Genomic DNA, 19,398 nt, shown 5'->3' on the forward strand with positions numbered 1-19,398 from the left:
CTCGTTGAAGGTGGCGGCCTGCACCGCAGAGTGCAGGCACGCCAAGGTGTGCTTACTTGTAAAGCACCACGAAATCGCCTGACGCATTGGCGGTACCGGCCGTGGCGTTCTGCGCCGGCGATGCATACCACGCGGAGTAGTCCAGCTGGCCGGCGCCACCGGCCGGAATGGTCACCCACACCGCCGGGTCATCGCCGATCTTCTGCTGGGCGCCGCCAGCGTCGTACAGGGCCACGCCCACATTGGAGGCGGTGGACGCGGCTGTCAGTGCCAGGTTGCCGGTGCTGCCATCGGGCGTACCGCCGAAGCGCACGCCCACCTCCTGCGCGGCGCCTGAGCCGGTGCAGTCCAGGTTGATGCTGAAGTTCTTCTGGCCGGCGCGCGTACCGGCGTTGACTGATACCAGGTCCACCTTGCCCATCGGCACGGTGAGGGTGCCGCCAGTGCTTTGCACTGTGCAGGTGGAGGTCATCAGTTCGCCGGTGATTTCAAGTTGCTCGGCATGGGCAGCAGGCGCGGCGGCGATCAGCAGGGACAGGCCCAGCAAACGGAATGAAGTGGTCATGATGTGTCTCGAAGCAGAGTGAAGGAGCAACGCGGTCGCCGTTGCGCCCGGTTGCTGGGTCGCAGTGTCCGCACCTTGCTGCTGCCGGCCAATGCAACAAGTTGCAAAAAGTGCCGTTGAGATCGTCAATTGCAATTAATTGCATAGGGCCGACCGGCATCGCAGCCTAGACTGCGCGCCTTCCCCTGTCGCGTACCCTAGCCATGTCACCATCAGCAGTCGCAAGAATGTGCGCTCTCGCAGCACTTTCTACGTTGCCGATCGCCGCAGTCGCCTGTACCGCACTCATGCCTCCTCAGTCTGTTGACGGCACTGTGGAGGTGGCCAATGCGGATCCGGTGGGAAAGCGGCTCGGCATGATTCCCTGGCGCGGTAGCGCCTTCGGATTCAGCGGGTGTTCCGGCCGGCAGCCCATCGAGATCGAGCTTGCCATCAGCGGACTGACCTACGTGCAGGATGTGCAGATGGATGGGCTTGTCTTTCCAGCCTATGCGACAAGCGCGACATCGCCGCTGCTGGTGTTCAAACACAACTCCGGCTACTTCGGTGGGGCAACCCACGAGGTCCCGCTCGCACTGGGACGCACCGTCGATCCGAATTCCAGCAGGCTCGGGCAGGACCAGTATCGCTCGCAGGTGCTGGTGTACGTCATCTCACGCGGTGGTGTGATGACTTCGGTTCCTTACACCGTTCTGGGCACGGCCACCACCTGGCCGCAGAACTTTCCTGCGCTGCAGCGCGTGGTGCCGATCAGTATCGGTATCAATACGCGGGCGCCGGCCTGCAGGCTGTCCGATGCAAGCCTGACACTGGATGATGTCAATGCAGACGCACTGGCACGGGTGGGTGACAGCGCAGGTGAAAAGCCCATCGCGGTGGTCATGCGCTGCCCGGGTCCCGGCATCAGTGTGGAACTTTCGCTGTCCGATGCGAATGATCCTGCCAACGTGGGCAGCGCGCTGCAGCCTACGGCTGACTCCAATGCGCAGGGTGTACGCATCGAGCTGCTGCGTGCGGGTACGCCGGTACGTTATGGCGAACGCTGGTCGCACGGCGTTTCCACGGGTGGGCTGGAAGACATAGGCTTCTCGGCGCGTTACCTGCGTGGTGCAGACGCGGTGCTGCCCGGCGACATCAACGGCGAAGCCGTCCTGACCGCCGACTACCGCTGAGGCTGTCATGCGAGTCCACACTCCCATCCCACGGTATCGCGGCAGGGCATCAGCTACCCTCCGGGCACCGTGGCAACGTGTGCGTATCCGCGCGCTGCCACACGCGATCCTGTTAACCCTGGCCGCCATTCCCGTCGCCCAGGGCGCCCCCGCACCGGCAGACGATCTTGAGTTCAGCGATGGCTTCATGATCGGCGGCAGCGCCATCGATATGGCGCGCTACGCGCACGGCAATCCGCTGGCGGCAGGCGTCTACAGTGTCGATGTAAGGGTCAATGGCGAATTCGTCAGCAGCCGTGATATCACGTTTACCGCGGTGCCCGGCAGCGCGACAGCCGTTCCGTGTGTATCGCCTGCCCTGCTGGATGCGCTGTCGCTGAAGTCGGCTTACCGCGACGCGCTGGCGGCGCAGCCCGGCTGCCTGGATCTTGCCAGGGTCATTGAAGGTGCCACTGTCCGCTTCGACAGCAGCACCCTGCAGTTGGACATCAGTGTGCCGCAGGCCGCACAGGCGCGAAGTCCGCGCGGCTACGTGCCGCCCGGCGATCGCGACGCAGGCATCATCGCGGGATTCGTCGATTACAGCGCCAATCATTACCGCAACCGCGGTACCGAAAGCAGCTACCTGGGCGTGCGTGCCGGCTTCAACCTGGGCGCGTGGCGCCTGCGCCACCGTGCTTCGTTCAGCGACGGGCCGATGGGCCGCCGCCGCGAGGTCATCAGCAGCCACCTGCAACGCGACATTTCCGGTTGGAACAGCCAATTGTGGATCGGCCAGGGCAGCACCGGTGGCGAGCTGTTCGAGAGCGTGGCGTTCACTGGTGTCCGCCTGGCCACCGATGAGCGCATGCTGCCTGACTCCCTACGTGGCTATGCGCCGGTGGTGCAGGGCATCGCCGAAGGCAACGCGGTCGTGCGCATCCGCCAGAACGGCAACATCATCCACGAATCCACGGTGGCACCCGGTCCGTTTTCCATCGAGGATCTGTATCCCACAAATTTCGGCGGTGATCTGCAGGTCACCGTGACCGAGGCCGACGGCCGTGAGCAGTCCTTCACTGTCAACTTTTCTGCCGTACCGCAGGCGTTGCGGGCGGGGGCGACGCGGTTCTCTGCCACGGCCGGTGCGTTGCGGGGTCGGCAGGACACCCTGCAACCGCTGCGCTTTGCCGAGGGGAGCTACGCGCGCGGCATCAGCAACCACCTCACAGTGCTGGGCGGTGCGCAGTTGGGTGAGCACTACGCCGCGCTGCTTGCGGGTGCGGCGGTCAACACACCGATGGGCGCCTTCGGTGCCGACGTCACCCACTCGCGGGCACGCCTGCATAACGCCATGCAGGCCACTGGCAACAGCTATCGCCTGAACTACCAGCGCTATGTGGCACGCACGGGCACCAACGTTGGCCTGGCGGCCTATCGCTACAGCACGCGCGGCTACATGAGCCTGGCCGATACCGCCCGCGCGCTGCAGGATGACTGGGGCTACGCGAGCCGCGCGCGGCAGCGCTACCAGATCAACTTTTCCCAGCGCGTGGGTGAGCGCAGTTCGCTGTACCTCAGCGGTGGCCACGTCAGCTACTGGGACAGCGCGCGCCGCCAGAACGATTTCCAGCTTGGCTTCCAGAGCGTGGCCGGGCGGGTCAACTACGGCGTTTCGGCGCTGCGCTACCGGCTTGGCAACGACCGCCAGGACACTCGCTACAGCTTCACCCTCAGCGTGCCGTTGGGGCGTACCACCAATGCACCGCGCTTGAATACCCAGCTCAGCCATGCCGGGCAGGGCAAGCAGGCTCAGTTGGGTCTGAACGGCACGTTGGGCGAGGACCGCAACCTCAACTACAGTGTGTCGGCCAGCGACGCCAGCGAAGGTGCATCGGCACACAGTGCCTATCTGGGCTACCAGGGCAGCCACCTGAACGCGAATGCCGGTTATAGCCGAAATGCCGGCAACCACAGCATCACCCTGGGCGCGGCCGGCAGCGTGGTGCTGCATCGGGGCGGTATCAACTTTGGCCCGCCGGTGGGCGAAGGCTTCGTGCTGGTACAGGCGCCTGGCGCACAGGGCGCCCGCGTGGGTACCGGTGCGGATATCCGCATCGGCCGCAACGGTTACGCGCTGCTGCCACATGTCAGCCCGTACCGCTGGAACCGCATCGATCTGGATCCGTCAGGCCTGCCGCTGGAAGTGGAGCTGCTGCAGACCTCGCAGCGTGTGGCGCCTACGGCTGGTGGCATCGTGCGGGTGCCGTTCGAGGTACGCCGCGAACGCACCTTGTTCATCGATGCCACCGACGCATTGGGCCAGCCGCTCCCGTTTGCCGCACGCGTGGAAGATGACGATGGCCGGCCGCTGGGCGCGGTGGGTCAGGGCGGTGTGATCCAGCTGCGCGGGGCACAGGACGACGGTGCATTGATCGTCGATCCAGACGGGCCGCGCCGGTGTCGACTGCAGTACCGCATGCCGGACGCACCCGACGCCTATGGCCTGTCCTGGAGTCAAGCCGTGTGTGCCCCACAGCCGTTGCCTGTGCCTGGCCTGCAGGCCAGCGCGCCGGCTGTTCACTGACCCTTTCCTGCTTCCAAACGGAGACTTCTTCGATGAATATTCGATCCCTGCGCCTACCCACCACCGCTGTTCTGCTGGCAATCGCGCCTGTGGCCCTGGCAGACAGCGCCACGCTCACCATCAGCGGCCGCGTATTGCCCGGCACCTGTACCCTGGCCGCGCCGGCCATCACCCTGGACCCGGTCAAGGCTGATGAGATGACTGTGGGTGACAACAAGCTCAAGGCAGGCGCCTTGAACTTCACCGGCTGCGTAGGCGTAATGCGTGCGCGCCTGTCGTTTGATGGCACCGCTGCCGATGGAGACACGGAGCGCTGGAAGAACACCGCCACCACCGATGCGGCCGCCGGAGTGAGCATCGCGCTGCTGGCGGGGAATTCCGGCACGATCTATCTGAAGAACGGTGACACCGATACGTTGACCGTGGCCGGTGCAACGGCGTCCTACCCGCTGCGCGCCGGCTACTACCTGCCCAGCACCAGTGGCATCAATGCCGGGGCAGTTTCCACCGAGATTGTTGTGACGGCGGCCTACGAATGACCGCGAGTACCCTGCAGCCCCTGGCGGCGCGCTGCCTTGTACTGCTTGCCCTGGTCGGCGTTGCCGGCTCGGCGCAGGCGTTGTGCGTGCCATCGGCCCCCAGCGTGACGTATGTGCAGAACGTTCCGGTGCGATTCGTGCCGGCGCCGGATGTGCTGCTGCACACTGCGACAAGCCAGTCCATTCAATTTGACTGCGATGCGGATGAACATGTGTCGCTGCAGCCGTCGATCGGGGGACTCACCTACGTTCGCCATATCGATGGTGCGCCTGCCTACGAGACGGGCCCGGATTCGCCCTTGATGACCATCTGGTTCGAGAGCGAACCCGACAACGGCGACGAAGGACTGACCGTGCCGTTGGATGTGTCCGTCAGCAATCCCTGGTATCTGCCGCGCGCAAGGAGCCGGACCTAGGCGCAGTTGCTCTTCTATTCCCGTGGCGGCAGCATGCGGCCGCAGCTGCAGAAACCGTTGGGCATGGTGCGGGTCAACGGCTCCGGCGCTGCCGAGTTCCATTTCGAGATCGGCTATGAGTTCCAGGGCACGACCTACGCGTTGTCCAACGCCCATGTAACCCTCGACCCGATTGCTGCACGCGATATGGAAGCGGTGCCCACCGGCGGGGACAAGAACTTCGTTGTCACCATGCAGTGCGGGGTGCCGGGGCGGCCCGTGTCGCTGCAGATCCACGATGCCAGCGACCGCGGCAACGCCACCGATGTGCTGGTGCCCGCAGCGGGGTCCGAAGCGCTGGGGGTGGGCCTGCAGGTTCTGCACAAGGGGCGCCGCTGATGATGGGGCGCGTGTGGGCACATACCGACTCCACCGGCGCGGCGGAAGATATCCCGTTCACCGCGCGCTACATTCGCTTGGCAGGCCAGCCGCTGAAGGCCGGCGCCATCGTGGGTGAGGCCGTGTTGATGGCTGACTACTACTGAGGCAAGGCGCAGCCGAGCATGGCTCGGCTCTACAGCAACGGTATGAGGCGGTCGCGCCGAACCATGCCCGACGCGGCGGTAGCGCCGGGCCATGCCCGGCGGCAACGAAGACCCTGCCTGTCAGGCGGCGTGCACCTGCAGACCCACGTATTCGCACAAGCCCCGGCTGGCCAGCAGCAGCGCCTCGCGGCCGTTGTCACCCAGGAACTGGCTCTCCTCACCATCCACACGCACGCGCTCGCTGGCCTGCAGCAGTTCCAGCAGGAACGTCAGCCCGGCGTTTGCACGATCAATACGCGACAACGCCCAACGCTGGCTCTGCGTGCGGCCGTGCACCGGCCAGGGCTGGCCGTCGGCCGCATCCACCGCGTGGATGTCCCGCAGTGCGCTGAGCAAGGTTGGCCCGCCGTGGGCGGATTCGGCCTGCAGGCTGGCCAGCGTGGTTTCGAGGGTGCGGGCCAGTTCGTCGGGCAGCTGTTGGGCGGCTTCGCCCAGAGTGGCGAACAGAAAGGGATAGTGACGGGCGCTCATGGCGGCTTCCTTATGCGTAGGGCGAAGGAGCCACCCCGCTTATCGGCGAGGGCGGCGGACGGTGCGTGGTTGCAATACCGGGGACAAACATGCAAAGCGCCGGCGGGCACGAGGCCCCCACGCACCGCCCGCCATGGAGGCAGAGACGGATTGTCAGTCGGCGCCGCCCAACAAGGAAAGAGCGACGCCGACTGACAAGCGTAAACATGTTTGTCTTACGGGATTGCAAGCCCGTGCCACCCATTTCCGGTGGCGATACATGATTTGCATGCAGCGTCTGTGTTGCCAATCAGAAAAGTTTGAAACTTCGAAAAACTCGCAAAGCGAGGGTCCAACGGCCGTGCGTGCCGATTGCGACAAACCTGTAGAGCCGAGCCATGCTCGGCTGCTTCTGCCGTGGTTGGCGCCAAGAGCAGTCGAGCATGGCTCGACTCTACAGAAGCGGCACGCACCCGCTTTTACGCGCCAAAACAAAAACGGCGCCGGATCTCTCCGGCGCCGTTGTTCCATCTACCTCACCACGTGTACGCAACGCCCAGGTTACCCGTGGCTTCGCGATAGCCGTGGTCGCCGCGCATCACACCCAGCCCGCCCCATGCACTGAACCCGGAACGGAACTCCACGCGCGCACCCGCACTCAGCTCATAGCGGTTGCGCGGAATGCCGGCCTTCAGCACTTCATCGTCGAAGGCGATGCCATTGCCCGCACCATCGCGGTACCAGTTGGCCGCCAGGTACGGGCTGACCGAGGCACCCGCTGCCGAGCGCGATTCACCCTGCAGGCGCAGGCCGGCACGGCCGGACAGGCCGCTGTTGCCGGCGGCACGCACCACGGTGCCGTTGCTTTCGGTATGCACGTCGGTCTTTGCGTCGGTGTAGATCAGCTGCAGTTCCGGCTGCAGGCTCAACGCGGTGTTGCCGATCTGGCCGATGCCGAAGCGGTAACCGGCTTCCACCGAGCTCTGCCAGATATCCGAGTCATAGCGTTCCTCGGCCAGGCCTTCGCCCTGCACGCGGTTGCGGAACTGGCCGCGCTGCACGCTGGCATCCGCATACAGCGCATCGGTGGCCCAGTTGCCGTACACGCCCAACGCGCCGCCTTCCAGCTTGCCGCGCGCGCTGTAGCCGGTCAGCTGCGAACGCGAGGTGGCACTGGACTGCGCCAGCGTACCCATCACGCCCACGCGGCCACGGCCGTCGTCGAATACGCCGATGTCCGCACCCAGCTGTAGGCGCGAGCGGTCCACGCGCAGGTCGAGCTGGTCATTCACTGCGCCCAGCTTGCTCTGGTTGGCATCCACGCGGGCCCAGCCACGAATGCCGTCCGCCGCTGCAGCGCCGCCCTGGCGGTCGCGATACTGATGGCGCAGCATCCGGTCCAGCGCGAACTGGTTGGCCAGGTAGGCGCCGGCTTCCGGGCGCAGCACGGGCACCGGGTCGATGGGATCAATCGGGTCGATCGGCGTGATCGGGGTGCAGTCCGGCAGGGTCGGGTCGATCTTGCACGGGTCCGGCGTGGTGGTCAGTTCCGAACGCAGGTACCAGTTGCCGTTGGCGTCCTTCACCAGGAAGTATTCGTACTGCCCACCCACGGCGCGGCCGACCAGATCGAACTGCGCGTTGGACGCGCCGCCGATGTCGATCAGCTCGATGCCGCGATCCGTCTTGGCACCGGCGCCGCCGGCATTGAGCACGCGTACGTTGGCCAGGCCGTTGGCATCGCCAGTGATGATCAGCTTGTCGGTCAGCGAGGTGTCGTCGCCCAGCACGGTGTTGAACAGCAGGGTGCCGCCGTTGCCGGTGAACTCATCCACGGTGAGCGTGTTGAAGGTGCTGCCATTGCCCAGGCCGATGGTGCCAGTGGCGCCCAAGGTGAGCGCACCGACATTGCTGTCGCCGGTCATCAGCCAGGTGCTTTCATTACCGATGTCGGCCGAGGTGACGCCATTGAAGCGCCCGTCAATCTGCGCCTTGTTGCGCAGCACGACGTCCAGGTTTCCGCTGACGCGGTCGGAATCGAAGGTGATGTCACCGGCCAGACGGGCGTCGTCCACGGTGAAATAGACCTCGGCCTCACCTGTAGCGACACCGTCAGGACGCACCAGCAGCAGATGGCCATCACCGCCGGACAGCTGCGAACCGTTGGCGATGGTGATGTCGTAGCGCACCAGCCTGCGCGGCGCCACCCATATGGCGGCGCCGTTGTCCGAAGCAACCTGGGCGTTGTCCACGCGCAGGGTAATCGGCTGGCCGAGCAGAGCGCTGTAAGTACCACCCAGCAGCAGTACGCCGGAGTTTGCTCCCTCCACGCGCGTGCCGTTCTGCAGGATGGCAGTGCCCTGCTGCAGCCGCACAGCGTGGCCGTTGCTCACGTCGACTGCACCTGGCGATGCCTCGGCCCGCACGAAGGAAGAATCGACGATGACCGTGCTGTCGGCATCGGATGTGCTTGGGGACTTCTCAAGGGAGATACCCACGCTGAAACGCGAGCTGGCGCCCACCGAATGCAGCGTACTGCCGGTGATACGCGCCGTAGAAAGGTCTGCCACCAAGACCTGCCCGTCATGCAGGGTGCTGCCGGTCATGTCCAGTGTGGACCTGCCGCGCAGCACCACGTTGGCGATTGCGCCACTGGCCAGCGCTTCGACGCGGCCGTCGCGCAGCGTCACCAGCGAGTCTTCGCTGGTGATCCCCTCCGTGCGGCCCCCGTCAACCGTCAAAGAGGCGCCATTGATCAGGTCCCAGGTTTCGACTGCGGTGCTCTCACGCACGGTCGCGGACTGACCATCCAGGTCGCGTGCCAGTACGTGTGTTGGGGGAAGAGCCGCCAGGGCCAACAGCAGGCAGCGGGCGAGGGGGCGCATGGTACAGCGCTGGAGGCGTGCAGAATGACGGCGCATGGATCACTCCTGATCGGACGAATGTGTCTGGTATGGACAGCCGCCTCGCCGGCCGTGACCCCGCGCTTCCGGGGGATCTGGCCTTTCGGCGATGCTATGCCAAAGACGACCGGGCATGTCCACTTCGACTCGAATTGTTCCGGTACAGGGGCCCGGGTCCCATGCAATTTGTTGCAAAGCGTCGCGATCGGCCCGATCCGTTGCCGGCCGGTTCAGCGTGCGCCGGCGCCGTTGCCGACTGGCAGATCCAGCTGCTGCGTGGGCTGCAGCGACTGGATGAAACCCTCATCGTGGGAGATGACCACCAGGGTGCCGGGGTAGGCGTGCAGAACCTGCAGCAGGTGCGCGCGCAGGCCCAGATCCAGGTTGTTGGTGGGCTCGTCCATTACCAGCAGCGCGGGGGGATGCGTCGCCATCAGGGCCAGGGCCAGGCGCGCGCGTTCACCGCCCGACAGGCGGCCCACAGGGGTCTGCGCGGGCGCGTCGCCACGGAACAGGAAGTCGGCCAGGTGCAGCCGGCATTCCGACGGTGTCCATTGGGGCTGGCATGCGGCCATCGCCTGTACCGGCGTCAGTTCGGCTGGCAATGCGTCGTAGTGCTGGTCGATCAGCGCCACCTGCTCCTTTGCTGGCAGCAGCCAGTCGCCTTCACGCCGGACGTCGGTGCCCCCCTGCAAGGCCCGAGCAAAGGTGGATTTGCCGCTGCCGTTGTCGCCGGTCACCAGCAGGCAGTCGCCCACTTCAAGGCGCACCTGGAGCCGTTGCACGACCAGGGGGGGGCCGTAACCGCACGCGCCATCGGTGATCTGCACCACCACACCCTCCCGGCGCCAGCCGGCCGGAAGCTGGAAGCGCGGCGCGATGGCTTCTTCGCGCTGCAGCTGCCGGCGGCGCTCGGCGATGTCCTCCTGTACCTCACGGATCTGCTGGCGTTTCTGCCCTGCCGTGGTGTTTCCGCGCTCCAGCTTGGTGGCCGAGCGCACCGTGCCCCATTTGCGCTGCTCCACCTTCACCGCGCCACGCTTGCGCGAGGAGGCGGCGCGTTCCTGTTCGCGCATGAGCGCGTCGTGGGCGTGCGACTGTGCGCGGTCGAGGTCGCGCACGGTACGATCCAGCGCGTCGCGACGGCGCTGCAGTTCCAGCTGATGGTCGTGATAGCGGCCCTGGAAGACCTCGATACGCTGGTTGTGGATATGCCACAGCGTGTCGCACAGCGTCTCGATCAGGGCGGTGTCATGTGAGGCAATCACCAAGGTGCCGTGATACTGGCGTAGCCGGGCGAGCAGCGAGCGCCGTGCGCTGCGGTCCAGGTGGTTGCTGGGTTCGTCCAGCAGCAGCACATCCGGCCCTGCGTCCAGCGCACGTGCCAGGGCGTGGCGCATCTGTTCGCCGCCACTGCGCGCCGAGCCATCCAGCACGTGCTGTGGCACGTAGGCAACCGATGTGCCGTCGCGCCAGCGCATCTGCCCCGTACTGGGCATTGCCTGTCCGGCCAGCATGCGCAGCAGACTGCTCTTGCCGGTACCGTTGTTGCCGATCAGGGCGACCCGCGCGCCGGCAGGCAGGCGCAGGTTCACGCCGCTGAAAAGCGCGCGGCCGTTGAATTGAAGCTCTATATCGTCCAGTCGCAACATGGTGCTTGATCTCCAGCGAGCAGGCCGTTGGCGGCCTGGTCATTCAGCGCAGGGCGCTGTTGGCGGCGGGCTTCAATCAACAGCCGGCCCAAGCCGGCCGCTCCAAGGCCAGCCTACCCGCCAACCCTCGGTCGCGCTGTGCATCGGCAACGAACGCGCCGCCAAGCCAGTGCCCGCATTGCGGAAAGAGGGCGTCTCCCGACGCTTGAGTTGTACGGCGGCGAACACCCGGTCACCTTCGAACGTTGCCATCAGGTGCGGGAATCCGTCGCTGTCCGGTTGTACCACTGGGCCAGCTGGAGCCGCTCCGGCGCATCTTCAGGGAGTGTCCTGAGCTGCATGGCAAAGCCTCGGTTCTGGTCACCCCCCAGCAGATCACGACTGCCAGCCAAAGTCACTGCAACAAGTTGCAACAGCGCTATGGGCGGCGCCGCCGCGGCGACAGCAGGGTTTGGGGGGTGAGGCAGGCGATGGTGGGCACCGCGTATGCGCAGGCGTGAGCAAGGACGCCGCGCTGTGGGCGGTTTCCCTACCTTTGTCGCCCACGGGCAATGAGTGACGCCGGCTTACCAGCGTGGAGGTTCTTCACCGGATTGAGCGCACAGGCTACCCGTTGGACCGCCGGGCGCAGACAGTGGAACGGCGCGCGGCGCTCTTGTAGAGCCGAGCCATGCTCGGCTGCTTCTACCGGAATCAACGCCAGGAGCAGCCGAGCATGGGCTCAGCTCTACACGGGCGGAATGGACGGTCGCGCCAAACCATGCCCGGCGACAACGAAGACCGTGCCGCTCAGGCCGCGTGCACCTGCAACCCCACGTATTCGCACAAGCCCCGGCAGGCCAGCAGCAGCGCCTCACGCCCGTGGTCACCCAGGTACTGGCTTTCCTCGCCATCCACGCGCACACGTTCGCTGGCCTGCAGCAGTTCCAGCAGGAATGTGAGCCCGGCATTGGCCCGGTCGATGCGGGTGGTCGCCCAGCGCTGGCTCTGCGTGCGGCCATGCACCGGCAACGGCTGGCCGTCGGCCGCATCGACTTCGTGGATGTCCCGCAGCGCGCTGAGCAGGGTTACGCCGCCGTGGGCCGAATCGGCCTGCAGGCTGGCCAAGGTGGTTTCGAGTGTGCGGGCCTGTTCGTCGGGCAGTTGCTGGGCGGCTTCGTCCAGGGTGGCGAACAGAAACGGATAGCGATGGGCGCTCATGGCGGCTTCCTTATGCGTGTAGCGAAGGAGCCACCCCGCTTAACGGCGAGGGTGGCGGACGGTGCGTGGTTGCAATACCGGTGGTAACTCAGCGAAACGCCGGCGGGCACGAGGCCCCCACGCACCGCCCACCATGAAACATGCGGACGGATTGCCTGCCGGCGCCGCTCAACAAGGAAAGAGCGACGCCGGCAGACAAGCGTAAACAACTGAGCTACCAAACGGGATTGCAAGCCCGTGCCACCCGTTGTCGGTGGCGATACATGATTCGCACGCAGCGCCTGTGCTGCCAATCAGAAAAGTTTGAAACGTCGAAAAACTCGCAAGGCGGTGGCGCAATGCACGTGCGTGCCGATTGCGACAAGCCTTTAGAGCCGAGCCTGTGCTCGGCTGCTGCCAGGAGCAGTCGAGCATGGCTCGACTCTACAAAGACGAAGAGCAGTCGAGCAGGGTCTGGCTGCGCAGGCTTAGAAATGGCGACCGAACGCGACGTTCATTTGGCTCGCATACACCCGCTCGCCCGCCAAAGGCGCAGCCGACGTGCTCTTGCCAGTGGGTCGCAGCACATTCCATTCGGTTCGTACGAAGCTGCGCTCGCCCAGCCGCATGCTTGCGCCCAGCCCGTACTGCAGTGCCAGCGTGCCGGAGGTGGCCTTGTGATCGAACTCAACGGTGGTGGCGGTCAGCGAGGTACGCATGGCGCCTATGCCGGCGCGACCGAAGAGTTCGAATCGATCACCCAGCGGCAACACGCCAAGACCCGAAAGCTTCAATGCGCGGCTGCTGCTGCGCACGTGGGTGTCGCCCGCCTGCGTCGGCGTGCGGGCTTTGCTGCCACCGCCCTGGGCCTGTGCCGCCAGTTCCAGGGCGAAGTGGTCGTTGATGCGGTAGCCCGCCCCGGCATGGAAGCCAAGCTTGCTGTTCTTCCAGCGGGTGTCCCGGTACGCGGGGGCGACATTGCTGCTGGCCGGGATGGTGACCGCATACGAGCCGATGCCGGCGAAGCCATAGGCGCCATCCCGATCAGATGATTGAGCGCTGGCCATGGCCGGCAGCATGCAGGGGATGATGGCCAGCAGGGAGAGGGTCTTGCGCATGGAGTGAGATCTCTGTGGTTGGGACCAACCATGCTGAAGATGGAGTGCTGTGCTTTCCTTAGTGAATTCACCGTAGCTGCGTCCGGTTTCAAGACGCTCTGTAACGATCCTGGACGTTGAACGCAGCAGTAACACGCTTGGCGAATGTCGCGATTGCCACTGCTGTGTGCGCATGAACGTTCACTAGCATGCCGCCACCTCACAGGTGGAACGCATACGCATGATTCGATTGCTGCTGGTGGAAGACGATGAGCGGCTGGCCAGCGTGGTCAGCCGTTACCTGCAGGGCCATGGGTTCGACCTGCAGCATCTGCGGGACGGAGCCAGCGCGCTGCACGCCATCGCCACCGAGCCGCCTGATGTCGTGCTGCTGGATCTGGGGCTGCCCGACATGGATGGCCTGGATCTGTGCCGCTTGGTCCGCCCTCTCTACACGGGTCTGCTGTTCATCCTCAGTGCGCGTGTCGATGACCTGCACCAGGTGCTCGCCCTTGAGCTTGGCGCGGACGACTATGTTTCCACGCCAGTGGAGCCGCGCCTGTTGATGGCGCGGCTGCGCGCGCATCTGCGCCGCCGACAGGCCGATGTGCCACCGGAGCGGCTCGACTTCGGCCAGTTGTGCATCAACATGGCCTCACGCAATGTCACCTTGGCCGGGAAGCCAGTCGCGTTGACCACGGCCGAGTTCGATCTGCTTACGGTGCTGGCGTCCAATGCGGGGCGCATTCTGGGGCGCGATTGGTTGTTCAAGCAATTGCGAGGCATTGGCTTCGATGGAATGGATCGCTCCATCGATGCGCGCATTTCCCGGCTGCGGCGCAAGCTGGGCGACACCGAACCGGACACGGCCCGGATCAAGACGGTGCGTGGGCAGGGCTACTTCTTCAGTCATGCCGGCTGGCAGTGAGCTGGCGCGTGGCCGTCCAGCGACCGTGGTTTACCGCTGTACACGATGCAGGCAGAGAGGGGGCATCCGCCGACATGAATCGTGTGGAGTCGGTTCCCTCTGTGATGAAGAATGCCGGTCAGAAGCGCATATGCGCGGTGGCCGGTCGAACCTCACGCTGCCGGCAGCACCTTGCCGGGGTTGAGAATGCCATCCGGGTCCAGCGCGGCCTTGATCGCACGCATCGCCGCCAGCGTTTCGCGAGTGAACGCCCGGGCCATGAAATCGCGCTTGGCCAATCCAATCCCGTGTTCGCCGGACAGCGTGCCACCGAGCGCCAGCGTCAGTTCGAAGATCTTCGGCAGCGCGGCATGCGCGCGCGCATTCTCGTCGGCGTCTTCCGGGTGGTACAGGATGTTGACGTGCAGGTTGCCGTTGCCGGCATGGCCGAAGGTGACGATGGTCAACGTGTACTCGCGTGCCAGCGCCTGCACACCGGCCACCAGATCCGGGATGCGCGACACCGGCACCACCACGTCTTCGTTGATCTTGCCCGGCGCCACGCTGCGCAGTGCGGGCGACAGCGCCTTGCGCGCCGCCCACAGCTGGTCGCGCGCGCGGCCTTCCATCGCCACGTCCAGCGCGATCATTCCATCGCCCTCGGCGGCCGTGGCCAGTGCCTGCAGCAGATAGGGCAGGGTGTCGTGGTCGCCATCGGCTTCGACCAGCAGCATCGCGCCGGCCTCGGGCACCTCGGCGCCATTGAGGCGCAGCAGCTGCAGGCTGCGCGCGTCCATGAATTCCAGGCGGGTGGGCACCACCGGTTGCGACATCAGGCGCGACACCGCAGCGGCGGCTGCATCGGCATCGCGGTACAGCACGCGCAGGCCGGCCTGGCTGACCGGCAGCGGGGTCAGCTTCAACGTCGCCTCCACGATGAGCGCCAGCGTGCCTTCGCTGCCCACCAGCAGATGAGTGAGGTCGTAGCCGGTGGAGTCCTTGGTGTAGGCGCCGCCACAGCGGATCACCTCGCCGGTGCCGGTCACCGCCACCAGGCCCAGCACGTTGTCGCGGCTGGTGCCGTACTTCACCGCGCGCGGGCCACCGGCATTGCAGGCCAGGTTGCCGCCCACGCTGCAGATGTCTGCGCTGGACGGGTCCGGTGCCCAGAACAGGCCGTGCGGCGCCAGCGCCTGTTGCAGCGCGCCGTTCAACACGCCCGGCTGCACCACGGCGCAGCGGTCACCGGCACGGATGTCCACGATGCGGTCCATGCGGGTGAACGACAGCACGATGCTGCCCGGCAACGGCACGGCCGCACCGGTGGTGCCGGTGCCGGCGCCGCGTGCGACCAAGGCCACACCATATGTTCGGCAGGCGCGCACCAGCGCCTGCACCTGTTCCACATCGGCCGGCAGGGCGACCGCCGCGGGGCGCTGGTGACGCCAGGAGTTGTCCTGTGCGTTGGCGTCCAGCGCGCTGTCATCCATGCGCCAGCCCTCCGCGCCCAGCAGGGCGGACAGTTCGGCAACCAGGGCAGCAGGCAGGGCAGGACTCATGACGGATCTCGCGGGACAGCAGGGGCGGGTTGAATCAGTTTCCACGCAACCACGGCGCCAGCCAGTGGCAGCCACACCCAGCGTAGTTCGGACATCAGGGTGGCCAGGCCGCGTGCGCTGAAGAACTGCGGGGCGAAGGGTGAAACGCGGATCGGTCGCCACGGGGCGAAGAAGCGGTGTTCGCTCCAAGGCCAGGCGAGGGCAACGCCAAGGCCGCCGGAGGTCATCGCATCCAGCAGTGGGTGGCTGGCAGCGCAGACGAAGACGAATACAGCGGCTTGTACGGTCGATGCCACCGTTGGCCCTGCCTTGGTAGGTGCCAACCTTGGTTGGCACGAAACCGCCGACCAAGGTCGGCCACTACCAGAGCGCGCCATTGCCTCTTCGGTAGGTGCCAACCTTGGTTGGCACGAAACCGCCGACCAAGGTCGGCGACTACCGGGGCTGTGTGGTGCCGACCAAGGTCGGCCGCTACCAAAGAACGCCAGCACCGCGGCCAATGCCGCCAGCACGCAGGCAAACAGCAGCGAATGGCTGGCGCCGCGATGGCCGAACGCATCGGCGTAGGGAATGTGCAGCGCGAAGGCCAGTACATCGGCATCGGGCAGCACCGCCGCGATCACACCTGCAGCCAGCAGGCGCGGCGGGATGCGGCCGCGATCAGCGGCGCACCACAGCGCAAGCGGCACGGCGGCATGGGTGATGATCGAAGGCATCAGTCACACACCACGGTGGTGCCGACCAGGCTGCGCTCTGGTAGGTGCCAACCTTGGTTGGCACAGAAGCGCTGACCAAGGTCGGCTTTTACCAAGGCGGACGGTACACATCAGCAGTCATCCAGCCGGAACGCATCACGCAGCCACCGCAGCTGCGGCGGCTCGCCCGTGGCGTCAACCACATCAAAACGGCAGGGCGCATTGGCCAGCGCGGGGTTGTCCTGCAGGTACAGTTGCGCGGCGTGCGCCAGGCGTCGGCATTTGCGCGCATCCACCGAGGCAGCGCCGCCACCGAAATCCGATCGCGCGCGATAGCGCACTTCCACGAACACCACGGTGCCGGCATCGTCCATCACCAGGTCCAGTTCACCGCCGCGATAGCGCACGTTGCGCGCGCGCGGCTGCAGTCCGGCCTGCTGCAGATGCTGCTCGGCGGCGGCTTCCACCGCCGAGCCCCGTTGGCTGCGCTCAGCGACCACCGGCGATCGGCATCGGCCGGCCGCCATTGAAGGTGGACCATGCCGGCTGGCGCAGGATGTTGCCGTTGCTGTCGAGGAACAGGGTGCCGGTGGCACCGTCCAGGCCGCCTTCGTTGGACAGCTTGTCCAGGTAGGCGGTGATCTTCCAGGCATCGGCGCCGAAGGCGAACAGGCGGCCGGCGGCGCCGCGGGCGCTCGGCAGCGCGCTGGCCACCTGGCTGGCCGAGGGCAAGCCGGACACGCTGCGCACGTTCCAGGCTTCGTTCGGGTAGACGATGCCGTCCAGCGCCACGTCTTCTTCCACCTTGCCGCTGCCGACGGTCAGCTGCGAGGTGCCGACGCGGGTGGCGCCACCGGCACCGGCCAGCGCCAGCTGCGGCGCCAGTAACCGGGCCTGCGGGGCGCGCACGGCGAGGAACACGGCATCGACCTGGCCGGCATTGCGCACCTGCGCGCCGATATCGCCAACCGCGTCGCTCACGCCGACGGTGGCCACCACCTGGCCGCCACGCTGGGCAAAGCGCTGGGCGAAGGCCGCGGCGGCACGGCGGCCGGTGTCGTCGGCGCTGTTGATCACCAGCGCCTTGCCACGCTCGCGGCCACGCAGGTATTCGGCGGCGACGATACCGTCGTCTTCCGGTGCCAGCGAGAAGCCGGCGCTGCCGGCCGGCGGTGCGTCCTTGCCGCGGTTCAGCGCCAGCACCGGCACCTGCAGCTGCTGGCGGCCGTACACGGCGTCCACTTCGTCGCGGCCCAGCGGTCCGACCACGAAGTCGGCACCGGAGGCGACGGCCTTGTCGTAGGCGGCGAGGGCACCAGCCGGGGTGCCGGCGGTGTCGAAGAAGTTGATGTCCGGGCGGCGGCGGCTTTCACCGTAGTAGGCGCTCAGCAGGCCATCGCGCACCGGCTGCGCGGCGGTGGCCAGGCGGCCGCTGAGCGGCAGCAGCACCGCCAGCTTGGCCGGCGGACGGTAGCCGTCGCTCATCGCCGGCGGGCGCTTGCTGGTGTCGAACTGTGCGGCGCCATCGCGGTCGAACGGGCGCGGCAGCGGCAGGCCACGCGCGATCAGCGCACGGCCGGCGAAGTTGTACAGCGGATCGTTGGCCGGCAGGGCAGCGGCACGGCTGCGCAAAGTGGCGTCGTCGAGGGTACCGAGCAGGCCGGAGATGGCGGCCTGGTTCTCGCTGCGCGCACTGCCGGTCAGGCTGGCATGGGCGCGGGCCCGCTCGTTGGCGGCACCGAAGGCATCGCCGGTGCCCTGCAGGGCCTGGGCGCGGGCCAGCAGCCAGCGCGTGCGCAGGCCGACCGCAACGCTGTCGGCATGGTCCTTCAGCAGTGCCAGTGCCTGCGCCGGTTGCTTGTCGGCCAGCGCCAGCTCGGCACCGGTCAGCTGGTAGCGCTGCAGGCTGGCGCCGGATAGCTGGCGCGCGGTGAGCTGGCCCAGCAGGCTGCGGGCGCGGGCGCTGTCGCCGGCCAGGTGCCAGGCCCAGGCCGCGTCGGCCAGCGCGTTGCTGCGGGCGCCGCCGCGCAGGGTGGCGCCCAGGCCTTCCAGCTGCAGTGCGGCGTCGCGCGGCTTGCCCTGTTCGATCAGCGCCAGCGCCTGGCTCTGGGCCGGCGATTCGGGTGCACTGGTCAGGCTGGTGGTGGCACAGCCGGCCAGCAGCATCAGCGACAACGACAGGGCGGAGATCCGTGCGGCGGGCTTGTTCATGATCGGGTCCATGCGATGAGGGCAGCGGCCTTGGCCGGGTACACGCTACGATTCTACCCTTGCCCCGTGAGTACCGCTGAAATGAGTGTCCCAACCCTGTACGTCGTCGCCACCCCGATCGGCAACCTGGCCGATCTGAGCCCGCGCGCGCAGGAGGTGCTGCGTTCGGTGGCGGCCATCTGTGCCGAAGACACCCGCCGCAGTGGCCAGCTGCTGTCCCATTTCGGCATCCAGCAGCCGCTGGTGGCCCTGCATGAACACAATGAGGAAGCCCTGGCCCAGCGCTTGGTCTCGCGCCTGCAGGCCGGCGAGTCGCTGGCACTGGTCAGCGATGCCGGCACCCCGCTGGTCAGCGATCCTGGTTTCCGTCTGGTGCGTGCCGCGCGTGCAGCCGGCATCAAGGTCAGCCCGATTCCCGGTGCCTGCGCCGCCATCGCCGCGCTGAGCGTGGCCGGCCTGCCCAGTGACCGCTTCAGCTTCGAGGGCTTCCTGCCGGCCAAGGCCAGCGGTCGCCGCGACCGCCTGCAGGCGCTGGCCGGTGAAGTGCGCACGATGGTCTTCTACGAATCCTCGCACCGGATCGCCGAGTCGTTGGCCGACATGGCGGCGATCTTCGGCGGCGAGCGCCCGGCAGTACTGGCCCGCGAGCTGACCAAGCTGTTCGAGACCGTACTGGATGGCGATCTGGCCGGCCTGCTGGCCAGGGTGGAAGCCGACGAGAACCAGCGCAAGGGCGAGTTCGTGGTGATGGTGCAGGGCGCCGGCGACGATGAGGAAGCGCAGCTGGCCCATGGCCGTCGTGTGTACGCCAAGCTGAGCGAGCATCTGCCGCCGTCGACCGCGGCGAAGCTGGCTGCCGAGCTGACCGGCGCACCGCGCAAGGCGTTGTACGGGAGTTGATGG

18 protein-coding genes are annotated in these 19,398 nt (G+C 66.7%); 8 read left to right on the top strand and 10 right to left on the bottom strand.

What is annotated here, in order from left to right; all coding sequences use genetic code 11:
• Nucleotides 1-52: 52 nt before the first annotated feature.
• Complete coding sequence (locus R1H25_RS06820) at nt 53-565, bottom strand: fimbrial protein (protein WP_317223129.1); 513 nt, start codon at nt 563-565, stop codon at nt 53-55.
• 254 nt (nt 566-819) lie between these two features.
• Here R1H25_RS06820 and R1H25_RS06825 point away from each other — a divergent pair, with 254 nt between their 5' ends.
• From R1H25_RS06825 to R1H25_RS06850, 6 genes are all read left to right on the top strand, one after another.
• Complete coding sequence (locus R1H25_RS06825; protein ID WP_317223130.1) at nt 820-1,737, top strand: fimbrial protein; 918 nt, start codon at nt 820-822, stop codon at nt 1,735-1,737.
• A gap of 79 nt (nt 1,738-1,816) precedes the next feature.
• A complete protein-coding gene (locus R1H25_RS06830; RefSeq protein WP_373695553.1) occupies nt 1,817-4,303 on the top strand; it encodes a fimbria/pilus outer membrane usher protein in 2,487 nt (828 codons plus the stop codon).
• Nucleotides 4,304-4,335: 32 nt separating this feature from the next.
• A complete protein-coding gene (locus R1H25_RS06835; RefSeq protein ID WP_317223131.1) occupies nt 4,336-4,842 on the top strand; it encodes a fimbrial protein in 507 nt (168 codons plus the stop codon).
• The gene (locus R1H25_RS06840) at nt 4,839-5,258 is read left to right on the top strand and encodes a hypothetical protein (protein ID WP_317223132.1); all 420 of its coding nucleotides are present in this window, start codon (nt 4,839-4,841) and stop codon (nt 5,256-5,258) included. The genes R1H25_RS06835 and R1H25_RS06840 overlap by 4 nt, the downstream gene beginning before the upstream one ends.
• Nucleotides 5,259-5,264: 6 nt before the next feature.
• Entirely contained in the window at nt 5,265-5,636 is a 372-nt protein-coding gene (locus R1H25_RS06845) for a hypothetical protein (protein WP_317223133.1), read from the top strand.
• A gap of 11 nt (nt 5,637-5,647) precedes the next feature.
• Entirely contained in the window at nt 5,648-5,782 is a 135-nt protein-coding gene (locus R1H25_RS06850; protein WP_317223134.1) for a hypothetical protein, read from the top strand.
• 120 nt (nt 5,783-5,902) lie between these two features.
• On the opposite strand, the gene R1H25_RS06855 is transcribed toward R1H25_RS06850, so the two are convergent.
• The 5 genes from R1H25_RS06855 to R1H25_RS06875 all read right to left on the bottom strand — a co-directional run bounded on the left by R1H25_RS06855 (nt 5,903) and on the right by R1H25_RS06875 (nt 13,318).
• Nucleotides 5,903-6,313, bottom strand: coding sequence for a hypothetical protein (locus R1H25_RS06855; RefSeq protein WP_317223135.1), 411 nt, complete (start codon nt 6,311-6,313; stop codon nt 5,903-5,905).
• A gap of 515 nt (nt 6,314-6,828) precedes the next feature.
• Nucleotides 6,829-9,213, bottom strand: a complete 2,385-nt coding sequence (locus tag R1H25_RS06860) for an autotransporter outer membrane beta-barrel domain-containing protein (protein ID WP_317223136.1) — start codon at nt 9,211-9,213, stop codon at nt 6,829-6,831.
• Between the two features lie 212 nt (nt 9,214-9,425).
• A complete protein-coding gene (locus R1H25_RS06865) occupies nt 9,426-10,847 on the bottom strand; it encodes an ATP-binding cassette domain-containing protein (protein WP_317223137.1) in 1,422 nt (473 codons plus the stop codon).
• 789 nt (nt 10,848-11,636) lie between these two features.
• A complete protein-coding gene (locus R1H25_RS06870; RefSeq protein WP_317223138.1) occupies nt 11,637-12,047 on the bottom strand; it encodes a hypothetical protein in 411 nt (136 codons plus the stop codon).
• A gap of 467 nt (nt 12,048-12,514) precedes the next feature.
• Entirely contained in the window at nt 12,515-13,318 is an 804-nt protein-coding gene (locus tag R1H25_RS06875) for a porin family protein (protein WP_317223139.1), read from the bottom strand.
• A gap of 46 nt (nt 13,319-13,364) precedes the next feature.
• Between R1H25_RS06875 and R1H25_RS06880 the strand changes: the two genes are divergently transcribed.
• Nucleotides 13,365-14,051, top strand: a complete 687-nt coding sequence (locus R1H25_RS06880) for a winged helix-turn-helix domain-containing protein (protein ID WP_317223140.1) — start codon at nt 13,365-13,367, stop codon at nt 14,049-14,051.
• 152 nt (nt 14,052-14,203) lie between these two features.
• On the opposite strand, the gene R1H25_RS06885 is transcribed toward R1H25_RS06880, so the two are convergent.
• The 4 genes from R1H25_RS06885 to R1H25_RS06900 form a co-directional block, all read right to left on the bottom strand.
• Nucleotides 14,204-15,589 (bottom strand): FAD-linked oxidase C-terminal domain-containing protein, encoded by a 1,386-nt coding sequence (locus R1H25_RS06885; RefSeq protein WP_317223141.1) that lies wholly within the window; start codon nt 15,587-15,589, stop codon nt 14,204-14,206.
• Nucleotides 15,586-16,305, bottom strand: a complete 720-nt coding sequence (locus R1H25_RS06890) for a metal-dependent hydrolase (RefSeq protein WP_317223142.1) — start codon at nt 16,303-16,305, stop codon at nt 15,586-15,588. Before R1H25_RS06890 ends, R1H25_RS06885 begins: the two co-directional genes overlap by 4 nt.
• A 110-nt stretch (nt 16,306-16,415) precedes the next feature.
• Nucleotides 16,416-16,784 (bottom strand): YraN family protein, encoded by a 369-nt coding sequence (locus R1H25_RS06895; RefSeq protein ID WP_170272468.1) that lies wholly within the window; start codon nt 16,782-16,784, stop codon nt 16,416-16,418.
• On the bottom strand, nt 16,774-18,495 hold the full coding sequence (locus R1H25_RS06900; RefSeq protein WP_317223143.1) for a penicillin-binding protein activator: 1,722 nt from the start codon (nt 18,493-18,495) through the stop codon (nt 16,774-16,776). The genes R1H25_RS06895 and R1H25_RS06900 overlap by 11 nt, the downstream gene beginning before the upstream one ends.
• Nucleotides 18,496-18,576: 81 nt before the next feature.
• Here R1H25_RS06900 and rsmI point away from each other — a divergent pair, with 81 nt between their 5' ends.
• On the top strand, nt 18,577-19,395 hold the full coding sequence (gene rsmI, locus R1H25_RS06905) for a 16S rRNA (cytidine(1402)-2'-O)-methyltransferase (RefSeq protein WP_317223144.1): 819 nt from the start codon (nt 18,577-18,579) through the stop codon (nt 19,393-19,395).
• Nucleotides 19,396-19,398: the final 3 nt, after the last annotated feature.

Origin of the sequence: Stenotrophomonas veracruzanensis (assembly GCF_032911525.1) — a bacterium.
GTDB classification, from domain to species: domain Bacteria; phylum Pseudomonadota; class Gammaproteobacteria; order Xanthomonadales; family Xanthomonadaceae; genus Stenotrophomonas; species Stenotrophomonas africana.

What these genes read in the sequence shown, in the direction of transcription:
- R1H25_RS06900 (WP_317223143.1), bottom strand. Translation starts at nt 18,495, where the DNA reads ATGAACAAGCCCGCCGCACGGATCTCCGCCCTGTCGTTGTCGCTGATG.
- R1H25_RS06860 (WP_317223136.1), bottom strand. Translation starts at nt 9,213, where the DNA reads ATGCGCCGTCATTCTGCACGCCTCCAGCGCTGTACCATGCGCCCCCTC.
- R1H25_RS06885 (WP_317223141.1), bottom strand. Translation starts at nt 15,589, where the DNA reads ATGAGTCCTGCCCTGCCTGCTGCCCTGGTTGCCGAACTGTCCGCCCTG.
- R1H25_RS06835 (WP_317223131.1), top strand. Translation starts at nt 4,336, where the DNA reads ATGAATATTCGATCCCTGCGCCTACCCACCACCGCTGTTCTGCTGGCA.
- R1H25_RS06865 (WP_317223137.1), bottom strand. Translation starts at nt 10,847, where the DNA reads ATGTTGCGACTGGACGATATAGAGCTTCAATTCAACGGCCGCGCGCTT.
- R1H25_RS06855 (WP_317223135.1), bottom strand. Translation starts at nt 6,313, where the DNA reads ATGAGCGCCCGTCACTATCCCTTTCTGTTCGCCACTCTGGGCGAAGCC.
- R1H25_RS06820 (WP_317223129.1), bottom strand. Translation starts at nt 565, where the DNA reads ATGACCACTTCATTCCGTTTGCTGGGCCTGTCCCTGCTGATCGCCGCC.
- R1H25_RS06875 (WP_317223139.1), bottom strand. Translation starts at nt 13,318, where the DNA reads ATGCGCACACAGCAGTGGCAATCGCGACATTCGCCAAGCGTGTTACTG.
- R1H25_RS06880 (WP_317223140.1), top strand. Translation starts at nt 13,365, where the DNA reads ATGATTCGATTGCTGCTGGTGGAAGACGATGAGCGGCTGGCCAGCGTG.
- R1H25_RS06840 (WP_317223132.1), top strand. Translation starts at nt 4,839, where the DNA reads ATGACCGCGAGTACCCTGCAGCCCCTGGCGGCGCGCTGCCTTGTACTG.
- R1H25_RS06870 (WP_317223138.1), bottom strand. Translation starts at nt 12,047, where the DNA reads ATGAGCGCCCATCGCTATCCGTTTCTGTTCGCCACCCTGGACGAAGCC.
- R1H25_RS06890 (WP_317223142.1), bottom strand. Translation starts at nt 16,305, where the DNA reads ATGCCTTCGATCATCACCCATGCCGCCGTGCCGCTTGCGCTGTGGTGC.
- rsmI (WP_317223144.1), top strand. Translation starts at nt 18,577, where the DNA reads ATGAGTGTCCCAACCCTGTACGTCGTCGCCACCCCGATCGGCAACCTG.